General features: G+C 42.0%; 17 protein-coding genes and 1 tRNA gene. 3 read left to right on the top strand and 15 right to left on the bottom strand.

Going from position 1 to position 14,206, the window contains the following annotated elements; genetic code table 11:
- The 12 genes from K5Q92_RS09450 to K5Q92_RS09505 all read right to left on the bottom strand — a co-directional run.
- A partial coding sequence (locus K5Q92_RS09450; RefSeq protein ID WP_220768759.1) for an ATP-binding protein occupies nucleotides 1-651 on the bottom strand: 651 nt, incomplete at its 3' end.
- The gene (locus K5Q92_RS09455) at nucleotides 632-1,180 is read right to left on the bottom strand and encodes an ABC-three component system middle component 1 (protein WP_220768760.1); all 549 of its coding nucleotides are present in this window, start codon (nucleotides 1,178-1,180) and stop codon (nucleotides 632-634) included. The genes K5Q92_RS09450 and K5Q92_RS09455, both read right to left, overlap by 20 nt.
- Nucleotides 1,164-2,426, bottom strand: coding sequence for an ABC-three component system protein (locus tag K5Q92_RS09460; protein WP_220768761.1), 1,263 nt, complete (start codon nucleotides 2,424-2,426; stop codon nucleotides 1,164-1,166). Before K5Q92_RS09460 ends, K5Q92_RS09455 begins: the two co-directional genes overlap by 17 nt.
- Before the next feature lies 1 nt (nucleotide 2,427).
- Nucleotides 2,428-3,483 carry a ComEC/Rec2 family competence protein gene (locus K5Q92_RS09465; RefSeq protein ID WP_220768762.1) on the bottom strand — a complete coding sequence of 352 codons (1,056 nt, stop codon included), beginning with the start codon at nucleotides 3,481-3,483 and terminating at the stop codon, nucleotides 2,428-2,430.
- A 52-nt stretch (nucleotides 3,484-3,535) separates the two neighbouring features.
- Nucleotides 3,536-3,697, bottom strand: a complete 162-nt coding sequence (locus K5Q92_RS09470; RefSeq protein WP_220768763.1) for a hypothetical protein — start codon at nucleotides 3,695-3,697, stop codon at nucleotides 3,536-3,538.
- A 163-nt stretch (nucleotides 3,698-3,860) separates the two neighbouring features.
- Complete coding sequence (locus K5Q92_RS09475; RefSeq protein WP_220768764.1) at nucleotides 3,861-5,831, bottom strand: replication endonuclease; 1,971 nt, start codon at nucleotides 5,829-5,831, stop codon at nucleotides 3,861-3,863.
- The gene (locus tag K5Q92_RS09480) at nucleotides 5,824-6,114 is read right to left on the bottom strand and encodes a hypothetical protein (protein ID WP_220768765.1); all 291 of its coding nucleotides are present in this window, start codon (nucleotides 6,112-6,114) and stop codon (nucleotides 5,824-5,826) included. The genes K5Q92_RS09475 and K5Q92_RS09480 overlap by 8 nt, the downstream gene beginning before the upstream one ends.
- Nucleotides 6,114-6,377, bottom strand: coding sequence for a hypothetical protein (locus tag K5Q92_RS09485; RefSeq protein ID WP_220768766.1), 264 nt, complete (start codon nucleotides 6,375-6,377; stop codon nucleotides 6,114-6,116). Before K5Q92_RS09485 ends, K5Q92_RS09480 begins: the two co-directional genes overlap by 1 nt.
- Nucleotides 6,361-6,546 (bottom strand): helix-turn-helix domain-containing protein, encoded by a 186-nt coding sequence (locus K5Q92_RS09490; RefSeq protein ID WP_220768767.1) that lies wholly within the window; start codon nucleotides 6,544-6,546, stop codon nucleotides 6,361-6,363. The genes K5Q92_RS09485 and K5Q92_RS09490 overlap by 17 nt, the downstream gene beginning before the upstream one ends.
- 123 nt (nucleotides 6,547-6,669) lie before the next feature.
- On the bottom strand, nucleotides 6,670-7,530 hold the full coding sequence (locus tag K5Q92_RS09495) for a hypothetical protein (RefSeq protein WP_220768768.1): 861 nt from the start codon (nucleotides 7,528-7,530) through the stop codon (nucleotides 6,670-6,672).
- A gap of 223 nt (nucleotides 7,531-7,753) precedes the next feature.
- A tRNA-Arg gene (locus tag K5Q92_RS09500) sits at nucleotides 7,754-7,829 on the bottom strand.
- A 188-nt stretch (nucleotides 7,830-8,017) separates the two neighbouring features.
- Entirely contained in the window at nucleotides 8,018-9,187 is a 1,170-nt protein-coding gene (locus K5Q92_RS09505; protein ID WP_220768833.1) for a flagellar assembly protein FlgT, read from the bottom strand.
- 254 nt (nucleotides 9,188-9,441) lie between these two features.
- Here K5Q92_RS09505 and K5Q92_RS09510 point away from each other — a divergent pair, with 254 nt between their 5' ends.
- Both K5Q92_RS09510 and K5Q92_RS09515 read left to right on the top strand, forming a co-directional pair.
- On the top strand, nucleotides 9,442-10,065 hold the full coding sequence (locus tag K5Q92_RS09510) for a FlgO family outer membrane protein (RefSeq protein WP_220768769.1): 624 nt from the start codon (nucleotides 9,442-9,444) through the stop codon (nucleotides 10,063-10,065).
- Nucleotides 10,066-10,512: an LPP20 family lipoprotein gene (locus K5Q92_RS09515; RefSeq protein ID WP_220768770.1), complete on the top strand. Its 447-nt coding sequence runs from the start codon at nucleotides 10,066-10,068 to the stop codon at nucleotides 10,510-10,512. It begins immediately after the preceding gene.
- A 787-nt stretch (nucleotides 10,513-11,299) separates the two neighbouring features.
- Here K5Q92_RS09515 and K5Q92_RS09520 read toward each other — a convergent pair.
- From K5Q92_RS09520 to flgA, 3 genes are all read right to left on the bottom strand, one after another.
- On the bottom strand, nucleotides 11,300-11,725 hold the full coding sequence (locus K5Q92_RS09520; RefSeq protein ID WP_220768771.1) for a flagella synthesis protein FlgN: 426 nt from the start codon (nucleotides 11,723-11,725) through the stop codon (nucleotides 11,300-11,302).
- 96 nt (nucleotides 11,726-11,821) lie between these two features.
- Nucleotides 11,822-12,139 carry a flagellar biosynthesis anti-sigma factor FlgM gene (gene flgM / locus K5Q92_RS09525; protein ID WP_220768772.1) on the bottom strand — a complete coding sequence of 106 codons (318 nt, stop codon included), beginning with the start codon at nucleotides 12,137-12,139 and terminating at the stop codon, nucleotides 11,822-11,824.
- A gap of 99 nt (nucleotides 12,140-12,238) precedes the next feature.
- A complete protein-coding gene (flgA, locus tag K5Q92_RS09530) occupies nucleotides 12,239-12,946 on the bottom strand; it encodes a flagellar basal body P-ring formation chaperone FlgA (RefSeq protein ID WP_259649537.1) in 708 nt (235 codons plus the stop codon).
- Between the two features lie 269 nt (nucleotides 12,947-13,215).
- Between flgA and K5Q92_RS09535 the strand changes: the two genes are divergently transcribed.
- Nucleotides 13,216-14,136, top strand: a complete 921-nt coding sequence (locus K5Q92_RS09535; RefSeq protein WP_220768774.1) for a chemotaxis protein CheV — start codon at nucleotides 13,216-13,218, stop codon at nucleotides 14,134-14,136.
- Nucleotides 14,137-14,206: the final 70 nt, after the last annotated feature.

The raw sequence follows: 14,206 nt of genomic DNA on the forward strand, positions 1-14,206 counted from the left end.
AAACTCTGAGAATATAGTTTCATCTATAGGCTCTATTAATTGATCAGATAATTCATCGCGTTGCTTTCGTAGACTAAGTAGAATATTTTTGTTGTCATTAAGTAAAGCTGTTATTTCTTGGCGTAAACCCTCGTTCTCACCTCCAAAATGTTCCATGAAAATGTTGTATCTTTCTTGCGGCTTAACTTCTCTCAAAAAACGGTCAATAGCATCCTGAGAAAGAATTATATGCTGAAAAAATTCAGTACCTTTTTCTGTTTCATTTTTATTAAATTTAAGGTCGCGTGAGTTAGTTTTTGTTTTCGGTAATGTTCTAGTGTATTGCTTCTGAGTAGTTTGTACACTGACCGTAGTTTGGATTTCATCTGGGACGTCTTTATTTCTCAGGATACACTGTGCGATACCTGCTTGTTTAGTGCAGCGAGCAGCAAGTTCATTATTTTTCCGGTTATGATCTGTAACATAGCGTTCTAAATTTGCTGTAAATGCCCATTCCACAGCATCATAAAATGAACTTTTTCCAAATCCATTTGGAGCATAAATAGCAATAAAATTAGATGGCACTTGGTCATCAGTTGTAAAATCAAAAGTAGCATCTTTTTTGAATTTATAAGCTCTAAAGCCTTCTATCTCAACTTTTTTTATTTTCATTTTTATTTAAAAACTCAATAATGTTGTTGATCATGGATACACGTTTCTCTTTGGATTTTTGTGACATATCCAAGGGTGTCCCACAAATTAAACTAGCTATAATAGGGTCTATTTCTTGATTAGTAGCATGCTCTATATGCCTCAAGGATAAGTCAGAGCCTAACAACTCACCGTTTATGACATGTTCTACTTCAGCGGAATTGGCTTGCACATCTGAACTATCTAATACAACCTTTCTAACTGCGTATTTATCATTTTGGATGATATACTTTTCTTTCAGTGGTAACTTTTCTGCGCAAAAAATAACTAAGTAGGTGTTCCACTTTGCAATTTGTCCAGGCGTTTTAAAATATGCAGATATAAGGCTTTGTATTGCTTTCCAGTTTGAGATTACATCGTCGGAAGTCTTACACCAGCAAACGATACAATTTAGAAATAATGAGCCCTCTGTAGCAAACAGCCTGAACTCCATGCCTTCGAACTCCGTCTTTAAAAAATTGAGCTCATCTGGCTTACTTAATAATTTCACTGTAATACCTCTTAAAAATAGCGAGCTGCTCACTAGGTAGAGCTTTTCCATACTCCCATTCTTTCTCCACGACACAATAGTTACGTAGTCCCTTAAGATGAGTTACGGTAAAGGTTTTATATGTATCTTCATTAACATTATCTATTTGCAAAATATCCCCGTGGCTTGGAATAGAGCTAATATCATCAATTACTTCTGCCAAGTGTTCTAAAGGCGGTTGCAGCGGCGCATTTTCTTGGAATGAATTCACTACAATAACTCCCTTTCTATCTAGCATTTGTTTAGCCGCTTTCAAAATATCTGCCAATTCACGTACCCAATGTTTATCAGTGCTAGAGTGTATAATTCTTCTCTTCCTCTCCAATCTTTTTAGATAGGCATTATCGACAACTTTAACCTCGTCAATAAGGGCACAAATTATGACGAATTCAAAGTATGCCACCCAAAGTTCTTTATCTTGCAACACACTTGGGTTTTCATTGGCAAGTAATAGGGTCTTGTCATATTTCAGCATTAAGTCATATGGAGCGGGTAAATGACCTTGAACTACGTGAACTACTTGTTCTAGTTTTTCTTTTAGTTTTTTTACGTTATCAGGTTTGATGACATTAAAACCAAATACTTTATCTTTAATACGGGAAAAGCTTTCCAAAAAGTAGGGCGCCATTGGTGCTAGTGTTTTGGATGAAATTATTTCGTTAAAACGCAATAAGCTAACACATTTAAGACGACCATACATTTCAATATCTTTATCACCATCCATGCTATGTTCAATACCAATCAAATAGGATTTTTGATTGTAAAGATAATATACCCCACTACCTGACATACCATTAATTAGTTCTTTAGGTGGGATTCCCTCTGCAGTAAAAACAAAGCTTTCATCAGTGATGGTAGTAAACTTGCCATCCTGTTGTTTAATCTTTTCTTGACTCTCTCTTCGTGTTTTGGGAAATCCAGTGACCATCAAGGGCGAGTGGTGCTCAATTGAGCTAGCAGGCCAAGCATGTTGCTGAATATCCGAAAGGGGCTCAATAAGGACAATTGCACAATCAATGCTGTCATGTTTATGTATGTTAATAATCTTTATCGGTTCACCAAGATAATTGGTTATTGTGTTTTGCTCTTTTAAAACGTGTTTAGCTGTCAGAACATAAGAGTACTTATCTGTCATAGCATCGACGATTACGCCACTACCATCATTGACCATTACACAATGAGCTGACATAAGTTCATACATAGTCATATTAATATTCAATCTTTTCGGTTAATGCATGTAGACGGCATGAATACAACGAAATTTCACTTGGTAAGAGTAAACTTTCAATGACAGAGTTATAATTAAAACAAATTAAACCTTTTTCGCTGTAAGAGAGAATTCTTGCAATAGTTCTTTTATCTGGTAATCCATGACGTGAGCCATCAGTGGAGATTAGAAACTTCTCTGCTTCAATCATTTCTAAGAACTCTGTACTTGTATTATGTTGACTGCCATGATGTGAAACCTTTACCAAATCCACTCTTAGTTTTTTTTCACTGCTAAAATCAAGAGACTTCAAGCTCTCAACTACCGTTTTGTCGTGAGCATCCCCCAAGAACAACATAGACTTTCCATCGGCTTCAGCGATAAAAGCTATCGAACTTCCGTTGGTAAAAGAGGCATCTTCTTTAAATTTATCATCAGCCCAAATTTCGTCAAAACTTAATGAGTGATCTGTCTTATTTCCTGAAGTTTCAGGGGGTTCTCCATCATACGGCCAGACGCGAAGTAATTTTCGAAGATCACTTTCGTTTGGCGATAGAATCTTAAACGTAAAGGGGCCTTGGGAAATAACCTGACCAGCCTTTACAATTGCTCTTCTCTCGCACCCCATATCTTCAAGTATATCCTCTAGTGCCTTACCCTGTTGTGCACTTGTATCGGGAGATACATCGCTCAACCTCACATCATTTTCAGGTATTTCGGCATGATCAAAATAATTTGTCACATATTTTGAAGAGTTAAACCATATCGCTTTGACTAAATCTTGTAGATAACCAGATGCTTCAAAAGCTCGTATCAGTCCACCTATATGATCATCGTCAATGTGAGTTAGAATCGCCAGATCAATAACTTGATTCTTATTCTTGATTTCATCTAAGACTACGCATAGCTCACCATCATATCTGAGGCGAGGACCATGCTTGAAGGTCGCTGGATTCCCTCCATCAATTAAGAGATTAAAAGTTCCATCTACGCTTTCATGGGAAACTAGAATGCAATCACCATGATTCGCACGCAGTAAACGAACTCTAATTGTCATATTATCTCCTTCAGGAATTCGGGGTACTTTTCAAGATTAAAGCGCATGCTGTTTAGCTGTTTCTCAATAGTTGATTTAGAAAAAGAACGGCAGTGTCGTTATAAACGAGGCTTTGAGTCGTAACAGTGGTGTTCATCGAATCCATATAATGATCGGCTATGTTATTGCTAGCTGCTTGAAGGTAGGCTGTGAATAGCTGTGATAGTGGATCCATTCACTCTTCCTTAAGTATCTGTTACATATCTAATTATGTGCATTTGTTGTTTGGATATTACTATCTTTATTGAATGATTAATACCCAGCGAATAATAAAATCCCCTTGGTATTGTCTTCCAGCATGATCTACCTCAACTTGTTCGAAAATGATGTCGTCAAAATTAATATCTAATCGCCTTTTGCCTCATATAGCTCTTAGATACATCTATTTCATTTACTCTTTTTGGCCTTTCACCATCTTTAGGTCGGAGGTTGATTGTAACCAAATTTGCAATACTCTTGGATTCGGTTACAAGCGTTGTACAGTTATTGACAGAACTCCAAGTTAACTGCTTTTGGCTCTTTGCCAATGAGATAGACCATTCGTGATGGCGTGTGATGATCTCTACACCTAAGTAGATAATCCCTTTGAGCTGTGTTACTAGTTCATCGCCATAGCGGTTGGTCTTGTACTCTTTACTTGCCTTTATATCTGGATTCATTTCGACAATTCCTACAACTGGCGTGGACTTGCTTGATTTAACCGTTTCTGGAGTTCGGGCTATGGTTCCGAAATTGGTTTCGGGATTAGTGCTGGAAACGGCTACATCAGTTTGCTGGACGTTTTCAGGGTCATTAGGTAGTGCAACCCTAGATTCGCTCTGGGAATTGCTGAAATTAGAGCACTGGTTACTTGCAGGTTGTCGATTTCGTTTTTGAAGGTAAAGCGGTCTTAGCGTCTGATCATTGCGTTTACAAAACACACCTCCCATAAGAGAGGTGTATTCATTCCAATCAGAGTTGTCAGCGGCCTGTCTTATTGCTTCTAGTACATCAAGGGATTGGTCTGTTTGTGGAGGCAAGCGCCTAAGCTCTCGCCATTGGGTAACACCAACGCCGCCAATCTGCTGAAACTGACGTATACCCCAGCAGGAAGCCCACACTTTAATGCGAACTGCTGAGGTTACGGCTTCTTTACCGTATGAGTCGTGATCTATGCCTTCACCGTCAATGTTCTTTGAAACGTACTTAACCACATAGCCCGTTGCCGAGCCTTTATTGGGGTCAATATATTCAACCTTAAAACGGCGCTCTTTAGCGCCGTGTTCGTCTCCGTCTTCCTCTAGGCAATATTGCTCAAATGTGTCGACTAAGGCTTGTTGCTGCTCAGTTGGGATGAACAGCAATAGATGCCAATGGGGTGTGCCGTCATGGTGTGGTTCGGCAATTCGGAAACCAAATGGGGTGATCTTGTCTCGATTGAGTGAAGCGCGTATACGTTGAAAGGTACGATTGAGATAATCTTGTGCATCGAGTGGCGTAGCGCCGTTCCAATTAGAGTTAGCATCGCCAGATTTTGAATAGCTCCTGTGATACTTAGATGGTGTTGTCATGGTAAGAAAGAGGGCTGAATACCCCTTATCTTTGGCGTAGTCTTCAAAACCACGTATACGAACCATAAGTTCGGCTTTGCGTATGGCTGGGTTTGAAACATTGAGCTTTGAGAGTTCAGCAAGGCTCATGCTGAACTCATCTTCATTGGTGGCGATGGTGCGCTCCAATAACTCCTGATTGCTTTGCCATTGCTTCTTAAATGCCTCTACCGTTACGTTGCTGGCATAAATTCCCTTATGTTTATTCACTTGGTTAAGCAAGCGAGAAATGGTCTCTATTTGTCTGTTATGCAGTTTGCGTAGTTTTGGTTTCCACCAAGACTCATCATTTGCCCGTAACAGCACGCCACGCACTTTGGCGTGTTCAATCTCCGTTAAGGTATCATTTTCAAGATTGTTGAGTATCGTTGCTGTGAGCTTTGGCGGCGGAATTTGATAACACTGCATATAGTGCACAATAGCGCGGTAAGTTCTTTTTAGACCTTGTGTGCGCTCGTTGGCTGAAATCTTAACGCAGCTACGAGCATGGCGCTTGGCATTGGCTTTATGATCCTTGTCTTCAACATTGACGCTATAAAAACGGCTATCTTTGCCAAGGATCTTCGCTATTGATTTTGTAAGCGATAACACCGACAAGTTTGCCTCTCGTCTTGTCGGCCATTTTTTGTATTGTTGGAGTATCGCTTTTTTGTGAGGGGAGGGAAGCCCATAAAGCCTCCCTTTTAACCACTTTTTGTCGTGCTCATGTATTTCAGGCATTGGCACGGCCTCCATTATTGGCAAGCCATGTTTGTCCCTTTTGATTGAGTGTTACTCGTTGCCAATGTATCCCCATTACATAACGGGATTGTTCGGCAATAAAGCCCCGTGCTTTTAATTTAAACAGGCTTCGCTTTTGAAAGTGCCCATTACAGCTTTCGTTATAGCTTTCATAGCCCGTCATTTTTCCAAGATCGGCACAGACCTCAATGCAAACCTCAATACTGTTGCCATGGGCTAACCAGTTTATTAACTCAATTTGCTCTTTAGTGAAGGCGGCCATTATTTGCCTCCTTCTCTTTTAGTCGAAGTTTGCGTTACGTTAACGGGCTGAGTCGTGTTAACGGTACTAGCTTCGTTAACGAGTTCTGTACCCGTTAACGGGGACATTGGTTCTGATTTGCCTTTTGTACCCGTTAACGGTTTTTTTACTGCAGCTTGAAGCATGCTGTTAGTCGCTTCTAGTGACCCCCAGATATAACCAAGCTGAATAAGGATAATTATTGGCAAGACAATAACGTTTAAAAAATTAAAGAGTGTGCTCATAAACCCTCCCTTCAATAAAGCTTTCAACATCGCTTTGGCGGTACATCACACGGCGACCAACTTTAATAAAGCTAAGTGGATAGCGGCCAGTACAGCGCCATACTGATAAGGTTCCTATCGTGACTCCTAAGAAGTCTGAAACCTGAGAGGGGGTAAGCAGTGTATTCATGTTAGCTCCGATTTGTTTGTATTCGTCGGAGTGAACAATATGATCAGATGATTAGTGTGTATGTGGGGTTAGCTGCGAGAAGTATGTTTCTCGCAGCGAAAAAGGTGTGGCTCGCAGTGAGGCCTATACATTCTCAGCTTTTTTTGCGGCTCTGAGCCAGCCATATAAGCGGTCAAAACCATTGTTTTCCCATTCAAGTGCTGAACCTAGTTCTGATGAGATTTTAGCTACTGTAGGTAGAAGCTGTTTGGTTGCGTGGCGCGGATTATGAAAACTCCCATCTAAGTATAATTCAACTGCTTTTGTTCGAACTTGCCGATTGATTCTATGCTTAGAATCATTACCATTCTTTCCTGCTTGTTTTACTGAGTCTTTTTTCGTTATCTCAGCAGCTAAATGGAGGGTTAACCAATAATACAGCTCATTACCCTGAAGGAACTCATTTGATACAAACTCTTCAAGTAAAGTTTGAGCTGGCTTTGTTAACCCCGCCATATGGCAAGCTATTGAGGATTGAATTATGTCAGCTTGTTTGGGTTCAAGTAGGTCAAACACACTGCTGACTAGATCTAACCCTTCATGCCCTTCAAAAGCTTCGTGAAGACTATTTGCAGATGCAAATTTTTTTATGACCTCTAGATCCTCTTCCTCTTCGACCACTGGTAGTGTGTCTGCAAAATGAAGGTTTTGTTTTAATACTGACTTACTTAAGTTTTCGATTTTTAAAAATATATCGTCGATGTTTGAAAGTGACTCTATAAGTTCTTCCACATCTCTATCTTCGAAGTCACAACCTGATAGGTGCGGAACGAATTCTTGAATGATTAAATCTATCCAATTAAAACATTTTACAGTATGTATAAATTGAGCAAATAGAAGAAGGTTAGGATTTTTATCACTTTGTGGAGTTGTAAAATATTGCTTCCCATTTTCGGCAGTTTTAATGGGTAAGGGAAAGATTAAGGTGCTTTCTTGTTCATCCATGATGCGTGACTTCCATGTTATCTCGTATAGAGAAAACTATTAGAAATGAAGTGGAAAGTCTACAACTGAGGTTAACGCAGTAAAATGGAGGTTATTCTAAAAGGTTATAAAAAACGGTAGAAAATTAATTTCGAAAAAACCGTGTTCCTATGGCGGCACATAGGCGGCACAGAAACTGACTAAATTTATAAGTGGCTGATAAGTTTGGGTAAAAAGGCTTATCTGGTCTCCCCACAGGGACTCGAACCCCGATCGATCGCTTAGGAGGCGACTGCTCTATCCTGTTGAGCTATAGGGAGACGTCAGTGATTATACTGGTTTTCATCTCGATGAAAAGGGGGGATGAAAAGTCTTTAAATTTAGTTGTTTATTAAATGCACGTAATTAGGGTATTTTAGCAAGAATGGCTACTAGTTGTAGCCATTCGCCCACTTAAAATCGAGTCGCTTAGTTGGCGAAGTTGCTCAAGAGAATGTTTAGCGCTTCACTATAGTTTTATCGCCAGATCATTTATCTGAATATTGAGCGATGCGGCGATGCCATCTAATACTGCTGTCGCGCTCTCTTCTGTCACTTGGTCTATGGTGATAGTTGCTTTGCTTTTTCCTGCTACGGCGCGCATATTGTCGAGTCTGTCAGGTATATTTTGTTGTAAAACTAGCTGCAGGGTGTCTCCAACTCGAATACCGTGACGTCTACCTAGGTTGATAATGATCCTATCGACTTGCCTAGAAACGACTTGCCCGAGCAAAGGGCGGCAGTTTAGTGTGTTATCAATATCGTGACTAACCTCGGCTAACACAAGATCGATGGCTTGGCCGTACTCAGAACGCCAAAAGGCCTCACTATTGGAGTTGACCGTTTGCTGGCGCTTAAACTCCCATTCGGCGGCTTGGCTATACTGCTGGCTCCAAACTTTCTCTCCGCTTATACCATGGAATAAAGACACACGAATTTGAAAGGTACGCATGGGATCGTTGTCCCAAAGACCTAAGGTGCTGGTGAAAGGCTCTGTGGATATATCGATGATTTCCGGCAGAAGAATATACTGGCTGTCGGTTATCTCGCTTAACCAGCTAGGCAAACGATAGCCGCGAATATCAACTAGGGCTTGGTCTATGTCTAAACGTTCATTTGCATGAGTTTGAGCAAAGCTGCTACTGGAGTTTTGTTCCAGCACACGGGCGAGTCGCTCAGATAGGTTTTGTTCAAACAGCCCTATATTGCCATACCTTAGCTGGGTTCTATCTTTAATCAATGCCTGAGGGACTAAAATTGCCGCTTTAAGCTGGCTTCCCTGACAAGTATCGTTAAGTGGCTCAATGATATCGATACGCACATTAACTGTGATCTGACCATTTTCGATGCGCTCGCTAATAAGCTCAATATTCTGGCTTTGTAGCTCCTGTTCCATAGTAAAAGAGTCATCGACGAGCTGACCATTTTTTACTGTCTGCTGACTGCTAAACCTAGCACCAGACTGCAAGGTCGCATAGCTAACAGCTTGATGAATGGCATTTTCTCTAGCTTGTGTGACATTGTTATCTGTGATTTTTGCCTGGCCGCTAGCGATGATCCACTTGGCCTGTACCGGTAAAGTCAGTACAGATGACATTAAGCACATGAGTGCAGTTGTAAAATATTGCGCTGGTTTCATCGCACCTTTCCAGTTTTGAGAAATTAATAGCCTATGGCTTTGTATGCCGGATATCTGACGTACTTGAATGCCTAGCATAGTGTTAAGCAATTAACGTGCCTTTCCTAGGGACGGTGGGAGCTTTATTAGGATGAAAAACGGTAAAGTTTCTAGCTTATTTGCCGATAGAGGTTAATAGCACTAAATTCGTGGTAACAACATTGGGTGTGGTTTAGAAGACGTATGGCCATATTCGTCCAATCGGAATTTAAGAAATGTATAAGCTAATTACTTTATTGCCTGTTTTGTTCGCTTTAGGCTGTGCGAGTACAAATAATCAGGTCGAGCCGCAGATGATGAACGGCCATGGTTTGCCTCATACTGAGGCGGTTAATCACCTGTCACAGCAGATGACCAATGAATTAATACGCCAAAATGATAGTCTGCGTCCAGACCAGCCGCTGCTGGTGGCAACACCTGTGCTGTTGTCGGATATGAAGACCACGAATGCATTGGGGCTTCAGTTTCAGCAAGGCTTGATTGCCAGCTTGCATGATCATCAATTTAACCTAGTTGATATTAATGTCAGCGATGCGCTTAAGGTGACGCCAGATGGTGAGTTTATTTTGACCCGAGACTGGCAACAACTCCCCACTGACATATCCGTTGAGAATGTTGTGGTGTCGACCATGAGCTTTTCGACCCAAGGCGTAGCAATCAATAGCCGTATCGTCAATGTCACTAATAACCGTGTAGTGTCGGCGGCTCAGGGCTTTGTTAATGCGAGTGCAATGCCTGATTACGTTCGTCCATCGGAGAAGGTCGTATCAGAAAATGGCTTACTCTATCGAGATGCCCAGGCTGGCCAATATAGAGTCAAAATTGTAGGAGATAAATAGATGAAAGCCGTTATCTTATGTGCAGCATTGCTGCTGTCTGCTTGCTCTGCACAAGACAGGTATGTGCAGTATGAAGCCGAAGCGCCGAGCACTTTTCCTAAGTTGACCGCCATTGGTTACGCGCCCCTCGATACTCAGCCCGCGACAGAGCAGTCGCAGCGGGTGTTAATGGCTATGCAGGCATCAAAGATTGCTGCCTATCGTGAGCTTGCCGAGCAGGTTTATGGTCAGCAGTTGAGTGCGAATAGCCAGGTAAGAGATTGGATGTTATCGGGTGATGAAATTCAAGCGTCGGTTTCAGGGGTGATACGTGGCGCTAAAGTGGTGAAGAGTTACCCCGCAGGCGAGCATTATGTAACTGAGCTTGAGTTAGACTTCGAGCAAGTCTGGGCGCTGTATCAGCAACAACATCGCTCGCTACGAGTCAAAGAGATCACGTATTTTTAAGGCTAAGAAGGGCGCTTCGCTTTTAGGACGTTCGCAGGCTCACTTCGAGGGCGCTGCGCTTCTAGGAAAAGCACAAGCAAAGATAAAGACGAACGCTTCGCTCACTGAGTACGGAACGTTCGCAGGCTCACTCACAGAACGCTGTGCTAACGGTTAAAGGCCGGAGAAGCTAAGACGGGTTAAAAGCCGGTAAAGCGAAGAAGAATCTAGGGCGCTGCGCTTCTAGGAAAAGCACAAGCAAAGATAAAGACGAACGCTTCGCTCACTGAGTACGGAACGTTCGCAGGCTCACTCACAGAACGCTGCGCTAATGGTTAAAGGCCGGAAAAGCTAAGACGGGTTAAAAGCAGGAAAAGTCGGTAAAGCGAAGAAGAATCTAGGGCGCTTCGCTTCTAGGAAAAGCACAAGCAAAGATAAAGACGAACGCTTCGCTTACTGAGTACGGAACGTTCGCAGACTCACTCACAGAACGCTGCGCTAACGGTTAAAGGCCGGAGAAGCTAAGACGGGTTAGAAGCAGGAAAAGCCGGTAAAGCGAAGAAGAATCTAGGGCGCTGCGCTTCTAGGAAAAGCACAAGCAAAGATAAAGACGAACGCTTCGCTCACTGAGTACGGAACGTTCGCAGGCTCACTCACAGAACGCTGCGCTAACGGTTAAAGGCTGAAAGAGCTTAACGGCTGGGAAAGAAGGAAGCAAAGAATTGGACGCTATGGTGCTTTGTTCTTTGCTTATCCTAGCAGGCCGAAGGCCGTCCTCGTAGCGAAGCGTCCTAGAACCTTCTCTGCTTTAAGCTTTTAAATTATTACCTAGAGTGGAGATGCTTGAGGTTTTACCTTTACCGTCATAGGTAAGACTGGAGGCGTTGCGGCTAACCTGAAGTGCCTGCGAAAATCGGTTTAAGCTGGCTAAACTTAATTCGATTAATGACTCATTCTCTGCGTTGAGCTGCTGGCACTCGGCTAATAGCTGCTTGGTATTAGCAACTAGCTGCGATAGTTCGGGATCCGATTTTAATAAGGCTAGATCTGGCTGCTGGGCAATTATCTCATCATTTTGTTTAAGGTTTGCCAGTAGATTTGCCTTAGTACTCGCTAGCGATAATAAGGTATCGGCCTGCTGCGCATGTAAGGCTTGTTTCTCTTGGCTAATTAATTCTTTTAGTTCACACAACACTTGGTGTTGAGCGCTAAGCAGTTGAGATAAATTTGTCATAATAGCCTGTTTTTTCCCACTCAATTGAGTTCGTTATTATTCGCAATGCTAAGCTCTAATACCGTTACTCAGGAAGTGACAACGGGCAATAGAGGCTTAATTTAGGTCTTTTAATTCATTTTCAAAGCTAGCGATGTTAGTAGCAAGCTTTTCAGGATCGATTTTGTATCGACCTTCAGCAATCGCCGCTTTAATTTCATCGACTTTCTTCTGATCAATTTCAGGCATGTCGGCCATCTTTGTCTGTACATTTTGAATTTGTTGAGCCTGCGCGGTAATGGACACCGAGTCACTTTTTTGTGGCGTTGGTGCAACTGCGGCAGCTGCTGTTTGTGCAGGCGCACCTTTTAGGTTACTACCTGTGCCGACACGCGTATTGGCGTGAGGGGTTACTTGTTTAATATCAATAGCCATTTTGAGATCCAACAGTTAATAAAGAGAGTTTCTTACACATGCTATCGGCAGCATGACTCATTACTTTAGGACTTTTTAAGTTTTTACTTTCTTATATTGTTACATTCTTACTTCGACTTGGCCAACGCCAGTGACGCGTGCATCAAGTTTTTTGTGAGAATGACTGTTTTTGATCCGAATTTTATCGCCAACATTACCATCCTGTAGTGCCTCTCCCACAGTCTTTATCTCAAAGTTTTCTGAACGGGCAAATATCGACACACTGTCACCTTTACAGACGATGCACAACTGGTTAGCAAAGATGGGCTGACCGGGAGCAACGCGGCGTTTCAGCCTTGCACCAATCACTTGAGATAACTCTTCAAACTGATGACCTCGAATACTGGTTTGCTCGATATATTCGATTTCAATATCGTTCGGAGAGAGTAGGTCACCTGGCCCCATGGTAGATTTTGCAACGACGATGGGGTAGAGGATGTCGACTCGCACAGAGAGAAAAATTTGCCATGGGTAGCTTAAGTCGGGGCTATTGCAGCTAATTTTTACGGTGTTATTACGTCGAATGGCACGGTCACTGGCTATTTCGGCCTTAATTGGCTGGTAGCAGTTAGGTAGGTTGACCCGAGTATCTAAGCTCTGGGGCGTAATATTAATCCGTGCTTTTTCAGGTGCTTCAACTTTTTGTTCAACAGCCGCTATAGCTAATCGAGATATGGTCGATATAGAAGGAATACTGGCAGATTCTGTAGCAAGTGCTAGAGTTGGCATCAGAAGTGTGATGAAAAGCGAGCCAAAAAAGATTTTCATAATGAATGCAGTAGCTTGATTCGTTAGAATGTGCTGATATTTTGTAATTTTTTGGACCGCAGTCATCTCTATCCTTTTACGTCGGTGAGCGTCATTAGTTTGACTGATATTGTGTCGCTAAACTCAGATAGGTTTAGCAAAGCAAGTTGTATGCCTAAAATAGTATGTAGTGTGAAATAAAGCGATAGTGGCTAGTGTTTATTTGCACGGATCTCTTAAATTAAATCAGATATAAGCCTATGAGTAAGTAGGCACAGGGCAAAAATTATATGTCGAATATTCTTGAATCAGTAAACAAACGGACTCAGTTGGTGGGCCAAAATCGACTTGAGTTGTTGTTATTCAAATTAAATGGACGTCAACGATTCGGAATTAACGTGTTTAAAGTGAAGGAGGTTTTACAGTGTCCTCCTTTAACTAGCCTGCCTAAGTTAAACTCTAAAGTGCGTGGTGTCGCTCATGTGCGTGGCATGACTATTTCAGTGATTGATTTGAGCGCAGCGACAGGTGGTCGTCCGATTGAAGACATCAGCAACTGTTTCATTATCATTTCTGAGTATAACCGTAGCGTACAAGGCTTTTTAGTGAGCTCAGTTGAACGTATCATCAACATGAATTGGGAAGCGATTATGCCGCCCCCTAAAGGCGCAGGAAAGTTCTCTTATTTAACTGCGGTGACAGAGATAGAAAACGAATTAGTTGAAATCCTTGATGTCGAAAAAATTCTTGATGAGATCTCTCCGGTTAATACCAATATCAGCCAAGAACTCAATGACGCGTTAACTATCGATAGAGAGCAGCATTATCATATCATGGTGATCGATGACTCATCGGTTGCCCGTAAACAGATTATTCGGGCGCTTACGTCACTTGATCTGCAGATTGATACCGCTAAAGATGGTAAAGAGGCGCTTGAAAAGCTGAGAACCATCTCTGCTGACATTGAAGATGTCTCCACTGAGATCCCATTAATTATTTCCGACATCGAAATGCCTGAGATGGATGGTTATACATTAACTGCAGAGATCCGTGATGACCCTAAGCTTAAGAATATTAAAGTGGTACTGCACACGTCCTTAAGTGGGGTGTTTAACCAGGCAATGGTCGAAAAAGTCGGTGCCAATGACTTTATCGCAAAATTTAATCCTGATGAATTAGCGGCAGCGGTAAATAAACACCTAAGCCTTTAATCTGCAGTGTTGAGTCGGAACACAAACATCTCTTGCTTGTGTTTGCGTTGATGCTAAGGTATAACGCTGC

The sequence above is a fragment of the Shewanella sp. MBTL60-007 genome, from assembly GCF_019654915.1.
In the GTDB taxonomy this organism is placed as follows: Bacteria; Pseudomonadota; Gammaproteobacteria; order Enterobacterales; family Shewanellaceae; genus Shewanella.

What these genes read in the sequence shown, in the direction of transcription:
- flgA (WP_259649537.1), bottom strand. Translation starts at nt 12,946, where the DNA reads ATGAAAATCTTTTTTGGCTCGCTTTTCATCACACTTCTGATGCCAACT.
- flgM (WP_220768772.1), bottom strand. Translation starts at nt 12,139, where the DNA reads ATGGCTATTGATATTAAACAAGTAACCCCTCACGCCAATACGCGTGTC.
- K5Q92_RS09465 (WP_220768762.1), bottom strand. Translation starts at nt 3,483, where the DNA reads ATGACAATTAGAGTTCGTTTACTGCGTGCGAATCATGGTGATTGCATT.
- K5Q92_RS09470 (WP_220768763.1), bottom strand. Translation starts at nt 3,697, where the DNA reads ATGGATCCACTATCACAGCTATTCACAGCCTACCTTCAAGCAGCTAGC.
- K5Q92_RS09510 (WP_220768769.1), top strand. Translation starts at nt 9,442, where the DNA reads ATGTATAAGCTAATTACTTTATTGCCTGTTTTGTTCGCTTTAGGCTGT.
- K5Q92_RS09495 (WP_220768768.1), bottom strand. Translation starts at nt 7,530, where the DNA reads ATGGATGAACAAGAAAGCACCTTAATCTTTCCCTTACCCATTAAAACT.
- K5Q92_RS09515 (WP_220768770.1), top strand. Translation starts at nt 10,066, where the DNA reads ATGAAAGCCGTTATCTTATGTGCAGCATTGCTGCTGTCTGCTTGCTCT.
- K5Q92_RS09485 (WP_220768766.1), bottom strand. Translation starts at nt 6,377, where the DNA reads ATGAGCACACTCTTTAATTTTTTAAACGTTATTGTCTTGCCAATAATT.
- K5Q92_RS09490 (WP_220768767.1), bottom strand. Translation starts at nt 6,546, where the DNA reads ATGAATACACTGCTTACCCCCTCTCAGGTTTCAGACTTCTTAGGAGTC.
- K5Q92_RS09535 (WP_220768774.1), top strand. Translation starts at nt 13,216, where the DNA reads ATGTCGAATATTCTTGAATCAGTAAACAAACGGACTCAGTTGGTGGGC.
- K5Q92_RS09475 (WP_220768764.1), bottom strand. Translation starts at nt 5,831, where the DNA reads ATGCCTGAAATACATGAGCACGACAAAAAGTGGTTAAAAGGGAGGCTT.
- K5Q92_RS09460 (WP_220768761.1), bottom strand. Translation starts at nt 2,426, where the DNA reads ATGACTATGTATGAACTTATGTCAGCTCATTGTGTAATGGTCAATGAT.
- K5Q92_RS09520 (WP_220768771.1), bottom strand. Translation starts at nt 11,725, where the DNA reads ATGACAAATTTATCTCAACTGCTTAGCGCTCAACACCAAGTGTTGTGT.
- K5Q92_RS09505 (WP_220768833.1), bottom strand. Translation starts at nt 9,187, where the DNA reads ATGAAACCAGCGCAATATTTTACAACTGCACTCATGTGCTTAATGTCA.
- K5Q92_RS09480 (WP_220768765.1), bottom strand. Translation starts at nt 6,114, where the DNA reads ATGGCCGCCTTCACTAAAGAGCAAATTGAGTTAATAAACTGGTTAGCC.